Annotated in this window: 14 protein-coding genes; 7 read left to right on the top strand and 7 right to left on the bottom strand. The window is 70.8% G+C overall.

The window, feature by feature from the left end; genetic code table 11:
* Positions 1 to 112: 112 nt before the first annotated feature.
* The 5 genes from ACRWK8_RS21545 to rlmN all read right to left on the bottom strand — a co-directional run bounded on the left by ACRWK8_RS21545 (position 113) and on the right by rlmN (position 3565).
* On the bottom strand, positions 113 to 355 hold the full coding sequence (locus tag ACRWK8_RS21545; protein ID WP_378743291.1) for a hypothetical protein: 243 nt from the start codon (positions 353 to 355) through the stop codon (positions 113 to 115).
* 240 nt (positions 356 to 595) lie between these two features.
* Complete coding sequence (locus tag ACRWK8_RS21540) at positions 596 to 1408, bottom strand: carbon-nitrogen hydrolase family protein (RefSeq protein ID WP_431872492.1); 813 nt, start codon at positions 1406 to 1408, stop codon at positions 596 to 598.
* 88 nt (positions 1409 to 1496) lie between these two features.
* The gene (locus ACRWK8_RS21535) at positions 1497 to 1892 is read right to left on the bottom strand and encodes a DUF4333 domain-containing protein (protein ID WP_378743181.1); all 396 of its coding nucleotides are present in this window, start codon (positions 1890 to 1892) and stop codon (positions 1497 to 1499) included.
* A 98-nt stretch (positions 1893 to 1990) separates the two neighbouring features.
* The gene (locus ACRWK8_RS21530; RefSeq protein WP_378743183.1) at positions 1991 to 2461 is read right to left on the bottom strand and encodes a YqaA family protein; all 471 of its coding nucleotides are present in this window, start codon (positions 2459 to 2461) and stop codon (positions 1991 to 1993) included.
* 6 nt (positions 2462 to 2467) lie between these two features.
* A complete protein-coding gene (gene rlmN / locus ACRWK8_RS21525) occupies positions 2468 to 3565 on the bottom strand; it encodes a dual-specificity RNA methyltransferase RlmN (protein ID WP_378743185.1) in 1098 nt (365 codons plus the stop codon).
* A 213-nt stretch (positions 3566 to 3778) separates the two neighbouring features.
* Here rlmN and ACRWK8_RS21520 point away from each other — a divergent pair, with 213 nt between their 5' ends.
* Both ACRWK8_RS21520 and ACRWK8_RS21515 read left to right on the top strand, forming a co-directional pair.
* On the top strand, positions 3779 to 4867 hold the full coding sequence (locus ACRWK8_RS21520) for a suppressor of fused domain protein (protein ID WP_378743187.1): 1089 nt from the start codon (positions 3779 to 3781) through the stop codon (positions 4865 to 4867).
* Positions 4868 to 4972: 105 nt separating this feature from the next.
* Complete coding sequence (locus tag ACRWK8_RS21515) at positions 4973 to 6196, top strand: MFS transporter (RefSeq protein WP_431872489.1); 1224 nt, start codon at positions 4973 to 4975, stop codon at positions 6194 to 6196.
* Here ACRWK8_RS21515 and ACRWK8_RS21510 read toward each other — a convergent pair.
* Entirely contained in the window at positions 6182 to 6577 is a 396-nt protein-coding gene (locus tag ACRWK8_RS21510) for a BlaI/MecI/CopY family transcriptional regulator (RefSeq protein WP_378743191.1), read from the bottom strand. The genes ACRWK8_RS21515 and ACRWK8_RS21510 overlap by 15 nt on opposite strands.
* Positions 6578 to 7116: 539 nt before the next feature.
* Between ACRWK8_RS21510 and ACRWK8_RS21505 the strand changes: the two genes are divergently transcribed.
* The 5 genes from ACRWK8_RS21505 to ACRWK8_RS21485 all read left to right on the top strand — a co-directional run bounded on the left by ACRWK8_RS21505 (position 7117) and on the right by ACRWK8_RS21485 (position 13201).
* On the top strand, positions 7117 to 10746 hold the full coding sequence (locus tag ACRWK8_RS21505) for a multifunctional oxoglutarate decarboxylase/oxoglutarate dehydrogenase thiamine pyrophosphate-binding subunit/dihydrolipoyllysine-residue succinyltransferase subunit (RefSeq protein ID WP_431872487.1): 3630 nt from the start codon (positions 7117 to 7119) through the stop codon (positions 10744 to 10746).
* A 10-nt stretch (positions 10747 to 10756) separates the two neighbouring features.
* Positions 10757 to 10936: a DUF6104 family protein gene (locus ACRWK8_RS21500; protein ID WP_378743195.1), complete on the top strand. Its 180-nt coding sequence runs from the start codon at positions 10757 to 10759 to the stop codon at positions 10934 to 10936.
* 193 nt (positions 10937 to 11129) lie between these two features.
* Positions 11130 to 11987 carry a DUF4097 family beta strand repeat-containing protein gene (locus ACRWK8_RS21495; protein ID WP_378743197.1) on the top strand — a complete coding sequence of 286 codons (858 nt, stop codon included), beginning with the start codon at positions 11130 to 11132 and terminating at the stop codon, positions 11985 to 11987.
* A complete protein-coding gene (locus ACRWK8_RS21490) occupies positions 11984 to 12925 on the top strand; it encodes a PadR family transcriptional regulator (protein WP_431872484.1) in 942 nt (313 codons plus the stop codon). Before ACRWK8_RS21495 ends, ACRWK8_RS21490 begins: the two co-directional genes overlap by 4 nt.
* Before the next feature lie 96 nt (positions 12926 to 13021).
* Positions 13022 to 13201: a hypothetical protein gene (locus ACRWK8_RS21485; RefSeq protein WP_431872482.1), complete on the top strand. Its 180-nt coding sequence runs from the start codon at positions 13022 to 13024 to the stop codon at positions 13199 to 13201.
* Positions 13202 to 13214: 13 nt separating this feature from the next.
* On the opposite strand, the gene ACRWK8_RS21480 is transcribed toward ACRWK8_RS21485, so the two are convergent.
* Positions 13215 to 14765, bottom strand: coding sequence for a serine hydrolase domain-containing protein (locus ACRWK8_RS21480; RefSeq protein ID WP_378743203.1), 1551 nt, complete (start codon positions 14763 to 14765; stop codon positions 13215 to 13217).
* Positions 14766 to 14936: the final 171 nt, after the last annotated feature.

Here is a 14936-nt window from a genome sequence, read left to right as displayed (position 1 = left end):
CGCACTCAATTCCCCTCCTCCCCATGGAAGCGGGTGCGTCAACGGAAGCGCTCCGGGTCCTCATGACTCCCCCTGGACCCGGAGCGCGACCGTCGTCACCGGCCGCCATCGCCTAGCGTGCCGCGATCAGCGACCCACCCGCGGAGACCGGCTGGTGACCGATGATCCCCGCGCACTCGTCGCATCCGTACACGTGGCTGCCGTCCGGCAGTTCACCCAGGACTCGGCGGGGCCGCGGCCACTTGACGTGGCAGACGACGCAGGCATCCCCCATGCACTGCGCCCCGCTGAGCCAGCTCGGGTCGTAGACGTGGATCTCGGATGCGGTGTCAGGCCTCGTGTCCCGTTCGCACATCATGCTCGTTCCGCGCAATGTCCTTGCTCCCCCCGTGGTTTAGGACAGTCTGGCGGGCCGATAGTTACCGGCTCTTAATTGAATCAGAAGCTCTCGGCACCTGGAAGGGTCCGGACCGATCTAAATCACTCCGTGCAGGGAGATCATAACCCTAAGTGACGAACCCTGGGAAGACCCCAGTTCATAGATGGTCTTTCCTGGGAAGTACCGGACATGTCCTGCCCCGTACGGGGCTGGGGCTCAGTCCCGGTCGTGCGGAATCACCGAGAATCGGCGCAGGGACAGCGCCGGGTTCGTGACACGAACCGCCTCCACGCGCGCGGCCGAAACCTCCGCCGACGTCACCTCGAAGGTCTGCTCCCCCAGGGACGCCAGCGCGGTCCCCATCGGGTCGACCACCACGCTGTTGCCCGCTCCGCCGGGCGCCGACTGCCCGGAGGCGGCCACGTACACCGTGTTCTCGATGGCGCGGGCCCGGGCGAGGGTGCGCCAGTGGTCCTCCTTCAGCGGTCCCGGAACCCACTGCGCGGCCAGCAGCACCACGTGCGCCCCGGCGTCGGCGATCCTTCGGGTCACCTCCGGGAAGCGCAGGTCATAGCAGGTCTGGAGACCGAAGACCACGTCGTCGACGGTGAAGGTCTCCGGATCGTCGATCGGCCCGGGGGCGACCACGTCCGACTCCCTCGCGCCGAAGGCGTCGTAGAGATGGACCTTGCGGTAGAGCGCGACCCGCTTCCCCTCGGGCGAGAGCGCCACAAGGGTGTTCGTGAAGTGGGTGGCGCCCTCCCCACCGGCCTCGTTGACGCCGAGCACCAGGTACACGCCCTCCCGGCGGGCGGTGTCGGCGGCGTCGGCCAGGAACGGCCCGTCCAGGGGTTCGGCGGCTTCCACGAAGCGGTGGTCGGTGCGCGGCGCGGTGAACATCGTGTACTCGGGGAACAGGACCACCCGCGCGCCCCGGGCGGCGGCCCTGGCGGTCAGCTCCGCGACCGACCGCTGGTTCTCGGCCTTGTCCTGACCCGGCGCGAACTGGGCGACCGCGACCTGCACCATCGAACTTCCCCCTCGTGACCTGGGAGCCGAACCGGAGGCCGACCCCGAACGTGCCCCGAGTGTACGCCCGGCCTCCGGCCTTCCAGAGCTACTCGTCGACCAGGACGTCCCAGTTGACGTCGCCACCGTCGACCGAGGTCACGGTGAGGGTCACGCCGAGCGACTGCCCCCCGTGGGTGAGCTCGCAGCGCATCTCCGCGCCCTCCTCGGCGGGGAGGTCGCCGGGGCAGGTGAAGTCGTCCGGCGCCTGCCCGACCTGCTCGGCGAGCCGCTCGCTCGACTGGCGTTCGACCTCCGCGACGTCCACGGCGGCGGCGTCGCCCCCGGCGGTCTCCTCACCGGACCCGGCGTCGGAGGCCTCCGTGGCGTCGCCTCCGCCCACGGGCTCGGTGTTCCCGATGCTCCACTCGAAGGAACATCCGGTGGCCAGGAGCAACGCTCCCAGCGCCGTTCCGACGGCGATCCCACTACGTCCGGCCCGCATCGCGGCCTCCTTGGTGCTCGGTGATCAGGCACAGGAAGAGACGCCGACCGACGCGGTCCGGTTCCGGGACGGAGGGGGCCGATTTCCCGGCGGGGCCGTCAGGGCAGGAAGGACAGCGCCCAGGCGGGGGCCAGGACCAGGATCAGGAAGCGCGCGAAGCGGGTGACGAGGGTGACCGCGCAGAAGAGCACGAGGTTCATGCGCAGCACCCCGGCGAGGACGGAGACGACCATGAACGGCGGGACGCTGGCGAAGGAGCTCAGGGCGAGCAGGCCCGCGCCCCAGGCCGGGCGCTCCTCCGCCCTGGTCCGCCAGCGGGACATCCGCGCCGTCCACCGGCCGGGCGTGGCGGCGCGGCGCCGGAGCCACGGCGTGGAGAGCGTCCCGTAGCCCACGTAGTAGTACGGGATCTTGCCGAGGGTCTGGCCCAGCGCGGCGGCCAGGGCCATCGCCACCAGGGCGCCGTCGTCCACGAGGGCGACGGCGCCCAGCAGGTACAGCTCGATGTTGATGAGCGGGACCAACCCGGCCGCGGTGGCCACCACGAAGGCCAGGGCGGTCTCGACCACGTCGGTCTACTTCTCGGCGGCGGCGAGCTGCCCGCAGGCCCCGTCGATCTCCTGGCCGCGGGTGTCGCGGACGGTCACCGAGACGCCGTGGGACTGGAGGCGCCGGACGAACTCGCGCTCGTCCTCGGGGCGCGAGGCGGTCCACTTCGACCCCGGGGTGGGGTTGAGCGGGATGAGGTTGACGTGCACCAGGTGGCCCTTGAGGAGTTTGCCGAGGAGGTCGGCCCGCCACGCCTGGTCGTTGATGTCCTTGATCAGCGCGTACTCGATGGACACGCGGCGTCCGGTGGTCCCGGCGTAGCGCCAGGCGGCGTCCAGGACCTCGTCGACCTTCCAGCGGGTGTTGATCGGCACCAGCTCGTCGCGGAGCTCGTCGTCGGGGGCGTGCAGGGAGATCGCCAGGCGGACCTGCATCCTCTCGTCGATGAGCTTGTTGATCGCCGGGACCAGACCCACCGTGGAGACGGTGACGCCGCGCTGGGAGATGCCCAGCCCGTCGGGGACCGGGTCGGTGATCTGGCGGACGGTCTGGAGCACCCGCTTGTAGTTGGCCATGGGCTCACCCATGCCCATGAACACGATGTTGCTGATCCGCCCCGGGCCGCCGGCGACCTCGCCGCGCGCCAGGTCGCGGGCGCTGGCCACGACCTGGTCGACGATCTCGCCGGTGGACAGGTTACGGGTGAGACCCGCCTGGCCGGTGGCGCAGAAGGGGCAGTTCATCCCGCACCCGGCCTGGGAGGAGATGCACAGGGTGACGCGGTCCGGGTAGCGCATGAGCACCGACTCGAACATCACCCCGTCGAAGGCCTTCCACAGGGTCTTGCGGGTCATCCCGTTGTCACAGGTGATGTGCCGGACGGGGGTGAGCAGGGTGGGCAGCAGCGCCTCGCCGAGCCGTTCCCGGGAGGCCTCGGGGAGGTCGGTCATCTTCGCGGTGTCCGACTCCAGCCCGCCGTAGTAGTGCTTGGCGATCTGCTTGGCCCGGAAGGGCTTCTCCCCCAGCTCCCTGACGACCTCCAGCCGCTCTTCGGGGCTGAGGTCGGCCAGGTGCCGGGGCGGCTTGGCGCGGCGGGGGGCGACGAATGTGAGCTCGGCGGGCATAAGGATCCGTAAGGAGTGGAGTCGGTGGTCTGCGCCCGGTGCGGGAGGGAAGTGGCGGCACGGGTCGTTATACGACCTATACGCGACTGCGGTGCTGCTCCGACTGTCAGGGCACTACCGTCGATTCTACTTAGCTCGTGGACAGGCCGGACGGCTCCGCCCGCTTCCGGCGGACACGACGACATGACAGCCCGTCGGCGCGTGGGAGGGCCGGTGACCGAGATCGACGTCCTGCTGGACGAGATCAGCCCCTACCAGAGCCGCCGCGTCGTCGTCGAGTGCGACTCCCACACCACGGCCGCCTACCTGCTCGACGCCCGTGAGCGCATCCGGGTCCCGGTGTGGCTGGCCAACCACGAGGCGGCCCCCCGCGAGAGCGGGTCGGGCGGCCTCCACCGGGGGCAGGCGCCGCTCATGCCGGAGGCCCACACCAAGCACCCGCAGGGGCGTCCGCGCTTCGACCCGGCCACACTGCGCGCGGTGTGGTTCGAGGAGGGCGACGGGGTGGCCCTGGTGGACGAGGAGGGTCTGCTCGCGGTGATCCCGGGCTGGGCGGAGGCCGACAGCGGCCTGCCCGGCTACGCCCGTGAGGCGATCGGGCGCAGCGCCTACGCGTGGGAACTGGACGCGGTGCGCGACCAGCTGTGGCCGCGTGTGGTGCACGCCGAGGCCTACTGGGACTGGCGGCGCGCCTCCGGGGCGTGGCGCAGCGTCCAGCGGACCGTGCTGAGCCACCTGAACCGCCGGGTGGGCGAGCCCGGACACTACTGGGACGTGTCCGACGGCCACCCGCCCCTGCTGCGGGTCTCGGAGCGGCCGCCCTCGCACGACCGGCCCTTCACGGTGCTCTCCACCGTGGGCATGTGCGGGCAGCGGATGCCCACCCTGGACCGGTACATGGCCGACACCTCCAACCACGCGCGAGTGGAGCTGGCGCTGGCCACGACGCTGCCCGCGCACCACGCGGCCCGGATCTTCCGGTGGATCGGGGCGTTCCCCTGGCGTGCGGTCACGTGGTTCGGGACCGGGCACACCATCAAGTGGCTGGACAACGCCGAGGACCGCTCCATGCGCGGCGGCGCGGGCGCGGTCCTGCTCCTGGAGGACCCGACCCCGCTGGTGACCGATCCCACCAGGATCCCGCCGGACACCTCCGGCCTGTCCTTCCAGGGCGACCCCGTGCGGTGGCTGTGGATCGTGCCGATCACCCGCCCCGAGCACCTCTTCGCCAAGGAGCACGACAGCGCCACCCTGGTGGAGAAGCTGGCCGCCGAGGGCCGCAGCTGGGTCCTCGGCCGCTGAGCGGTCGGCCCGGAAAAACCGGTTGACCCGCGCCCGCGCGTCGGAGAGGGTTCCCCGGTCGACACGGTGAACCGGAGGGCGGACCCTGATGAACCAGAGGCACGGATGACCGGGCCGCGCACGTCGGGCCCCGGATTCACGGCGCCCCTGGTGCACGCGCCCTTCCGCCTCCTGGTGACCGGCCGGGTGCTGATGCTCTTCGGCAACGGCATGGCGCACGTGGCGCTGGCCTTCGCCGTCCTGGACGTGACCGGTTCCCTGGCCCAGGTGGGCCTGGTGGTGGGCGCGCGGTCCCTCGCCAACGTGGCGCTCCTGCTGTTCGGCGGGGTCCTCGCGGACCGGCTCCCGCGCACCGTCGTGATCCAGGGCGCCTGTCTCCTGGCCGCGCTCTCCCAGGGGCTCCTGGCGCTGTCCCTGATCAGCGGAGCGGCCACCCTCGGACTGATGGTGGCGCTGAGCGTGCTCAACGGGGCCGCTGCCGCCGCCAACCTGCCCGCGATCGCCGCGCTGACCCCGCAGACCGTCCCCGGGTCGCTTCTGCGCCAGGCCAACGCGGTGGCCGGGGTCGCCAAACAGGTCGGCATGTTCGCCGGGATGTCGGCGGGCGGCGTGCTCGTGGGCCTGGTCGGACCGGGCTGGGCGATCGGTGTGGACGCGCTGCTGTTCGCCGCCGCCGGGGTGGTCTTCCTGTTCCTGCGGGTCCCGTCCACGGCGGCGCGAAGCCGTGGGGTGCTCCGCGACCTCCTGGACGGGTGGGGCGAGTTCGTGGCCCGGCCGTGGGTGTGGATCATCGTGCTGCAGTTCATGGTGGTCAACGCCGGGTGGTCGTCGGTCACGGCGGTGTTGGGGCCGGGGATCGCCGACGACACGTTCGGGCGGACCACGTGGGGTCTGCTCATGGCCGCCAACAGCCTGGGGCTGCTGGTCGGCGGTGTGCTCGCGGCTCGCTGGCAGCCGCAGCGGGCGCTGCTCTACGGAACGGCGCTGGTCACGCTCCAGACCCTGCCGTTCTTCGTACTGGCCGGGCCGTCCCCGCTGGTCCCGCTGCTGTTCGCGGCGATGTTCGCGGGCGGGGTCGCCGTGGAGCAGTTCACCGTGGCCTGGGAGGTGTCGGTGCAGGAGAACGTCCCGCCCGAGCGGCTCTCCCGCGTGTACTCCTACGACGCCCTGGGCTCCTTCGTGGCGATGCCGGTGGGACAGATCGCGATCGGTCCGGTGGCGGAGGCCATCGGACCGGAACGGTCCCTGTTGATCGTGGCGGGGCTGACCCTGGCGGCGACGCTCGCGGCGGTCGCCACCCCGAGCGTGCGTTCGCTACGCCGTCGGTGAGGTGCGGGTGCGACCGGGGCCGCGCCGGTCGCGCACCTGGCGGAAGACGTGGTGCAGCCGGGCCATCTCCTCGTCGCTGAAGCGCTCCACGAAGCGCAGCAGGGTGGCTCCGGGGTCGGGCCCCGTCTCCAGGACCTCGCCCATCACGCGGGCCGTGTACTCGGCGTGGGTCTCCCGGGCCCAGTAGACCCAGGCCCGGCCGTCCTTCTCACGGTCCACCAGGCCCTTGTGGAAGAGGATGTTGGCGACCGTCATGACGGTCGTGTAGGCGACCTCGCGGTCGTAGACCATGTGGTCCCGGACCTCGCGCACGGAGAGCGGACCCTCCGAGCTCCACAGGGCTCCCATGATGGCGGCCTCCAGTTCTCCGAGTCCCTTCATGGTCCTCCCACCCGACATGTCGCGTTCGTAGGCCGATCGTAGGCTCGGGGGGCTCCGCCATGGGGGAGAACTGGGAAGAGCGCGCAGATCCGGGCATCCCCGCCGCCGGTCACCGGCGTTTCACCGTCGGACGCCGTCCGGTCGCCGTCGGTTGCTGTCCGGTGGCCGCGCTCACGGGCGCCGACGGGAAACGTGGTGCGCGCCACAGGGGCCCTGGCCGGAGGCGGTCACAGGAATGCCCACCGAGAACCCCGACAAACAGGAGTAAACGCATCACGTTGACCACGCAACGCAAAGTAACCGGCACGTAGAGACAAGGTTCGTGTGAAAGATTGTTAGGTATCTCCCAGTTTCAACTACACCGATGTTCCCGTCAGGGAGGTCGGTACAAGTAGCCTTGTACCCGACGAGTGCTGGCCAGGACAGATTCTTCCCTGCGAAGGGGAGCGACTCCGTGCTTCTTCGAGCCCGCCTTGCCAGCAGCCACCCGTCTTTCCTAATCATTCACAAGCGAGCTGCGGAAGTGGGCGATCTCCGCCGTGTCGTCTGAGGCGTCTCAACCCCTGACAGATTTCGGCCCGAACGAGTGGCTGGTCGAGGAGCTTTACCAGAAGTACCTCACCGACCCGAATTCGGTTGACAAGGCTTGGTGGAACTTCTTCGCGGACTACAAGCCCGCGGACTCGGCCAACGGGAAGGGTGGGGGCACTGCGACCGCAAAGGCGCAGACCGAGAAGGCCCCCGCCGCACCCGCGCCGAAGAAGAAGGCCACCGCGACCCCTGCACCCAAGAACACCGACGATGCTCTCCAGGTCAACGAGGAGCGGCTGCGTGGCGCACCCGCCCGCACCGCGACCAACATGGAGTCGAGCCTGACCCTGCCCACCGCGACGAGCGTTCGCGCGGTGCCGGTCAAGCTGCTGTTCGACAACCGCATCGTCATCAACAACCATCTCCGGCGCGGCCGCGGTGGGAAGGTCTCCTTCACCCACCTCATCGGCTACGCCATGGTCAAGGCCCTCAAGGCCCTGCCCTCGATGAACCACTCCTACACGGAGATCGACGGCAAGCCCGGCGTCGCCAAGCCCGAACACGTGAACTTCGGCCTGGCGATCGACCTCCAGAAGCCCGACGGCTCCCGTCAGCTGGTCGTGCCCTCCATCAAGAAGTCCGACGAGATGGACTTCAACGAGTTCTGGAGCGGCTACGAGGACCTGGTCCGCAAGGCCCGCAACAACAAGCTGGGCGTTCCGGACTTCCAGGGCACCACGATCAGCCTGACCAACCCGGGCGGGATCGGCACCGTGCACTCCGTGCCGCGCCTGATGCCCGGTCAGGGCACCATCCTCGGTGTCGGGGCCATGGAGTACCCGGCCGAGTTCCAGGGCGCCTCCCAGGACACCCTGAGCGAGCTCGGCATCAGCAAGGTCATGACGCTCACCTCGACGTATGACCACCGGATCATCCAGGGCGCCCAGTCGGGCGAGTTCCTGCGACGCATCCACCAGCTGCTGCTGGGCGAGGACGGTTTCTACGACGAGATCTTCAACTCGCTGCGGATCCCGTACGAGCCGGTCCGCTGGGTCCAGGACATCCACGTCAACAAGGCGACCCAGCTCGACAAGACCACCCGGGTCCAGGAGCTGATCCACGCCTACCGCGTGCGCGGCCACCTCATGGCCGACACCAACCCGCTCGACCACGAGCAGCGCAAGCACCCGGACCTGGACGTGCTGGAGCACGGCCTGACCCTCTGGGACCTGGACCGCGAGTTCCCCACCGGGGGCTTCGGCGGCAAGCAGGTCATGAAGCTGCGCGACGTGCTGGGCGTGCTGCGCGACACCTACTGCCGCACGGTGGGTATCGAGTACATGCACATCCAGAGCCCGGAGGAGCGGGAGTGGATCCAGTCGCACGTCGAGCGCGAGCACGAGAAGCTCGACCGTGACGAGCAGCTGCACATCCTGCACCGCCTCAACAGCGCCGAGGCGTTCGAGACCTTCCTCCAGACCAAGTACGTCGGTCAGAAGCGCTTCTCCCTGGAGGGCGGCGAGTCGCTGATCCCGCTGCTGGACGGCGTGATCTCCAAGGCCGCCAAGGCCGAGCTGGACGAGGCCGTCATCGGCATGGCCCACCGCGGTCGCCTGAACGTCCTCGCCAACATCTGCGGCAAGTCCTACGGGCAGATCTTCGGTGAGTTCGAGGGCAACCTCGACCCGCGCAGCGCGCACGGCTCCGGTGACGTCAAGTACCACCTGGGCACCGCGGGCACCTTCCAGACCCGTGACGGCGAGTCCATCGAGATCTCGCTGGCCGCCAACCCGTCCCACCTGGAGACGGTCAACCCGGTCGCCGAGGGCATCGTCCGCGCCAAGCAGGACGTGCTGGACAAGGGCCCGCACGGCTTCACCGTGCTGCCCATCCTCATCCACGGTGACGCGGCCTTCGCCGGTCAGGGCGTGGTGGCCGAGACGCTGAACCTGTCCCAGCTGCGGGGTTACCGCACCGGTGGCACGGTCCACGTCATCGTGAACAACCAGGTCGGCTTCACCACCTCGCCGACCGACAGCCGCTCCAGCGTGTACGCCACCGACGTCGCGCGGATGGTCCAGGCGCCGATCTTCCACGTCAACGGGGACGACCCCGAGGCCGTGGTCCGGGTCGCCCACCTGGCCTTCGCCTACCGTCAGGCGTTCAACAAGGACGTCGTCATCGACCTCGTCTGCTACCGGCGCCGTGGGCACAACGAGGGCGACAACCCCGCGTTCACCCAGCCCCTCATGTACGACGTCATCGACGCCAAGCGCTCCACCCGCAAGCTGTTCACCGAGTCCCTCATCGGGCGCGGCGACATCACGGTGGAGGAGGCCGAGCAGGCCCTGCGCGACTACCAGTCCGAGCTGGAGAGGGCCTTCACCGAGACCCGCGAGGTCGAGAAGAAGCCGATCGAGCCGGGCGCCGTGGTCAAGCCCGAGGTGTTCACCGAGGCGCGTCTGGACCACTCCAAGGTCGAGACCGCCATCAGCACCGAGACGGTCAAGCGGGTGATCGACACCCAGGTGACGATGCCCGAGGGCTTCACGCCGCACCCGCGCCTGGCGCCCCAGCTGACCCGTCGCGCGACGATGGTCGAGACCGACGCCATCGACTGGGCCACCGGTGAGCTGCTGGCCTTCGGCTCCCTGCTGCTGGACGACCACCCGGTCCGTCTGATCGGCCAGGACAGCCGTCGCGGCACCTTCGGTCAGCGCCACGCCTCGCTCATGGACCGCGAGACCGGCGAGACGTACACGCCGCTCAAGCAGTTCGACAACGGGACCACGAAGTTCCTCGTGCACGACTCGCTGCTCAGCGAGTACGCGGCGCTGGGCTTCGAGTACGGCTACTCGCTGACCCGGCCGAACGCGCTGGTCATGTGGGAGGCGCAGTTCGGTGACTTCGTCAACGGCGCGCAGACCGTCATCGACGAGTACATCAGCGCGGGCGAGCAGAAGTGGGGCCAGCGCTCCAGCGTCACCATGCTGCTCCCGCACGGCTACGAGGGCCAGGGCCCGGACCACTCCTCGGCCCGCATCGAGCGGTTCCTGCAGCAGTGCGCTCAGGAGAACATGACCGTCGCGATGCCGAGCACCCCGGCGAGTTACTTCCACCTGCTGCGCTGGCAGGCGAAGTCGCCGTTCGAGCGTCCGCTCGTGGTGTTCACGCCCAAGTCGCTGCTGCGCCTGAAGGCCGCGACCTCGGCCACCGACGACTTCACGTCGGGCCACTTCCAGCCGCTGATCGGGGACGACTCGATCTCGGCGGACAAGGTCCGTCGCGTGGTCATCTGCTCGGGCAAGATCTACTACGACCTGGACGCGGCCCGCCGCAAGAGCGGTGACAAGCACACCGCCATCATCCGGGCGGAGCGGCTCTACCCGCTGCCGATCGAGGAGATCCGCGAGCAGCTCAAGGCCTACCCGAACGCGGGCGAGGTCCTGTGGGTCCAGGAGGAGCCCGCGAACATGGGTCCGTGGCCCTTCGTCGCGCTGGTCTTCTCCGAGCAGCTCGACCGCCCGTTCACCCGGATCTCGCGTCCGGCCTCCTCCGCGCCCGCGGCCGGTTCGGCCAAGCGCCACGAGGCCGAGCAGCGTGCCCTGGTGGACACGGTGTTCCCGCCCGCGGAATAGGACCGGTTCCATGTACTACACCGATCGCGGGATCGAGGAGTTGGAGAACCGCCGCGGCGAGGAGGAGGTCAGCTTCGCCTGGCTCGCCGAGCAGCTGCGGGTGTTCACCGACGTCAACCCCGAGTTCGAGACCCCCGTCGAACGCCTGGCCACCTGGTTGGCCCGGTTGGACGACGAGGACGAGGAGTAGTCACGCGGAGCCGCGCCGAGCGGCGTCATCCGGCCGAGGGGCCCGGGTCTTCACCGACCCGGGCCCCTCGGCCGTTCCCGGGGTCCGACCCCGAACCGTCCCTGACACGACCCTGAAATCCGCGACATATCTTGAGTTCGGCCGACTCGCGACATATCGTGAAGTCATCGAGAGCGAGCGGAAGGGATCCACGATGGCACGTTGGTCCATCGACAGTCCGACGACCCACACCCTGGACGGCATCGTCGCCCTCAAGGTGCGCATCGTCAGCGGACAGGTCAACATCATCCCGACGGACGACCCGGTCACCTTCGAGATCTCCGAGATCGAGGGCGAGCCCCTGGAGGTCACCCAGGAGGCGGGCATCCTCACCATCCACTACCAGGACCTCACCGGTCAGGGGCTGCTGGACCGGCTCAAGCCCATCCAGCTGGGGCGGTACCGCAACATCGCCTCGCGACGGGCCACGGTCGACCTCCGGGTCCCCCGTGACTGCCCGGTCGAGGTCACCACGGCCGGGGCCCCGGTGGTCGTGGCGGGCCTGACCTCCCGCACCCGTGTGCGCACCGCCACCGGCGAGGTCACGCTGGACGGCGTCTCCGGGGAGACCGAGGTCAACACGGCCTCCGCCAACGCCTCCGTACGCACCCCGGGCGGCACCCTCTCCTTCAACAGTGCCAGCGGACAGCTGGCCGTGGCCGGTGGCCGCCTGGCCGAGCTCCGCGCCAAGACCGCCTCCGGCCACGTACTCGTGGACACCGACCTCGCGGCCTCCGCCCGGGTCCGGGTGACCACGGTCTCCGGCGAGGTGGCCCTGCGGGTGCCCTCGGAGACCTCGGCCTCCGTCGAGCTGCGCACCGTCACCGGCAAGGTGGACTCGGACTTCGGTCTGGACCGCCGCAGCGCCCCGGCCCGCACCGCCCTGACCGGCAAGATCGGCGTGGGCGTCGACCCGGCCTCCATCAGTGTCAACACCGTGTCCGGGCGGACCGCGCTGCTGCGGCGCGCGCCCGAGGCCCCGGCCGCGATCCCCGAGGGGGCCTCCGAATGAGCACCGTCTTCGGCCACGGCAGACTCCGGCTCTACCTGCTCAAACTGCTGGACGAGAGCCCGCGCCACGGCTACGAGATCATCAGTCTGCTCCGGGACCGCTTCCTCGGCGTGTACTCGCCCTCTCCCGGCACCATCTACCCCCGGCTCGCGCGGCTGGAGGAGGAGGGGCTGGTCACGCACACCGAGAAGGGCGGCCGCAAGGTCTACAGCCTCACCGACAAGGGGCGCGAGGAGCTGCGGGCCCGCGAGAGCGACCTGGACGACCTGGAGAGGGAGATCACCGACTCGGTCCGCGACATCGCCCGCGCCGTGAAGCAGGACGTCCGCGAGACGATCAGCTCGCTGCGCGACGAACTCAAGTTCGCCTCGGGTGAGGGACGCCGTGAGGGTTCCGGCGGTGAGCGGCGGACGGAGTCCGAGGACCGGGACCGGGACCGGGACCGGGACGACAACGGTGTCTGGGCCCGTGAGTGGGAGCGGTTCGCCCAGGGGTTCGGGGCCTTCGGCGCGGCCTGGGGAGGCCGCGGAGAGTCCGGGGGCTCGGAGCGTTCCTGCTCCGGCACCGACTCCGACGACGGGCCGAAGCCCGGCGGGCCGGACCGCTCCGAGTTCGAGCACGCCCTGCGGGACTTCTCCGTGAAGGTCCGTGACATGGTGCGCGGGGCCGGACAGGTGGGCGAGTCCGCCAGCAACGACCTGCGCCGCATCCTCGACGACACCGTCGAGGTGATCCGACGCGACATGGGCCGTTGGGGGCCGCCCGACCGCGAGGAGGGCCCCGCGTCCTCCGACGGGTCCGGGGCCGCTGACCGGCCCGAGGCCGAACCGGAGACCGCGCCCGACCCCGGGCCGGAACCGGAGGCCCGACCGATGCCGCCCTCCGGCGGGGACCCCTGGTCCACCGCCACCGGCGAGGACGACCAGAAGAAGGACTGACCGAGACCGGCCCGGCACGGGGCCCGGAGGACCGCGCGGGGGCGTGGTCCTCCGGGCCCCTCCGTGCACGCGGGTCGGCGAAGGAGGAGGAACCCCGTGTTGGTTCCGTACACGATCGAGCAGGACGAGGACGGGATCTGGTGCGCCCGCGCCGTGCTCCGCGCGGGGGTCTCCGCCCACGGCGAGGGGGACACCCCGGACGCCGCCCTGGCTGACCTGCGCACGGCCTTCGCCCTGCTCACCGAGGAGTTCGGCTCCCCCGCCGAACTGCTGTGAGGGCCCCGGGCGCTCACACGAGGGCCAGGGCCACCAGCAGGACCAACCCGGCCAGCGCGGGCGGGGCCGTGGACAGCCAGCGCGCCCAGGGCCGTGGCCCGCGTGCGACCGGCAGCCGCTCCCACCGGTGGACGCTCACCAGCACCGCCGCCACGGCCAGGCCCGCGCCCGTGGTCCACACCCACGGCGAGACCAGGTGCCAGAAGCCCGCCGCGTGGGCGTAGGCGAGCAGGGCGACCGCCACGGTCCCGTGGGACACCGCACCGAGGCGGTCCGCGGGACGGCGCACCCAGCGTCCCGGGCGGCGGCGTGCCGCGAAGCCCAGCCATGCCAGCACCGGGAGCAGGGTCAACGCCACCGTGGCCGCCGAGTACACCCGCTCCCCCGCCGCGTTGTCGGGACTCGGTTGGTCCACCCCCAGGAGCCGGATCCCGACGTCCTCGCTGAACCGGTGGGTGTTGGACAGGACGACGGCGCCCCGGTCACCGGACCAGCCGATCCAGGCGGTGTGCCCGTTGGTGGTGGCGTTGCCGCCGTGGGAGGTGATCGCCCGGCCGCCGAGGGTCTCCACGTACCACCCGAGTCCCTGCTCGCGGCGGTCGACGTCGCCGGGCGCGATCGGCTCGGCCGACCACGCTCCGGGCGCCGAGCCGTCCATCATGGCGGCCAGGAGGAGGCCGAGGTCGTGCGCGGTCGTGGTCACCCCGCCCTGAGGCCCGTGGGCCGACCAGCGGTCCAGCTCGATCGGGCGCCCCCGGTCCGCGTCGTGCACACGGGGGTCGGGCACCTCTCCGCCCACCCGGGTCCACACCTCGGTGTCCGCCATGCCCAGTGGGTCGAGGATCCGCTCCCGGACGAGGTCCGCGTAGGTGGTCTCCAGGTGTTCCGCCAGTGCGTGCCCGAGCAGGGAGAAGCCGGTGTTGGAGTAGTGGTTGGCACCCCTCAGCGCGGGGTCGACCACGGCGTCCTCCGCCGTGGTCCGCAGGAACCCGTCGACCGACGTGGGCGGGGAGGGGTGCCGTTTGGCGGCGAACTGCCAGAGAGTCTGCGGCGGGGTCGTGTCCTCGCGGGACAGCCCCGAGGTGTGGGTGGCCAGCTCCTCCACGGTGAGGGCGGCGACCGCCGGGTCCGTGAAACCGAGGTCGGGCAGCAGCTCCCCGACCGTGGTGTCCAGGCCGACCTCGTCGCGGTCGACCATGTCGGCCAGCAGCATCCCGGGCAGGACCTTGGCGACCGAGGCGGAGCCGAACGGGGTGCGCCCGTCCACCGTCTCACCCCGGTCCCCCTGTTCTCCGAGCCCGGCGGAGCGTACCCGGAGGTCCCCCTCGGGGCCGGGTTCGACGACGGCCACGGACAGCCCGTGGAAGCCGGTGGTGTCGTCGATCCCCTGCCGCACCAGCGCGGCGAGCTCCGCGTCCCCGCTGGTCGCGGCGGACAGTTCGTAGGGCCGGGGTGTCAGCAGCAGCGCCGAGACGGCGGCGAGCACGACCGCCGACGCCGTCGCGATCCGACGGGCGGTACCGCCCGCACGGAGGGCGGGCGGGGCTGGGGAGAGAGCGTTCACGGGGTGTCCAGGGGGTCGTGTGGCCGCAGGCGGCGCGGGATGTCCCTGGAGAACCTACGGACGCGGCCCCCTCCCGGGCACTGGCCCGCTCCCCCGCTTCCGGGTACCCGTGTCACCCCGGCTCCCGGTGGACCTGGCCCCACCGTGACGGGGGACAGAGGAAGAGCGGGA

This window comes from Nocardiopsis eucommiae (assembly GCF_965344335.1).
In the GTDB taxonomy this organism is placed as follows: domain Bacteria; phylum Actinomycetota; class Actinomycetes; order Streptosporangiales; family Streptosporangiaceae; genus Nocardiopsis; species Nocardiopsis eucommiae.
Note: the sequence above shows the minus strand (reverse complement) of the source record. Positions and strands in the feature narration are given on the sequence as shown.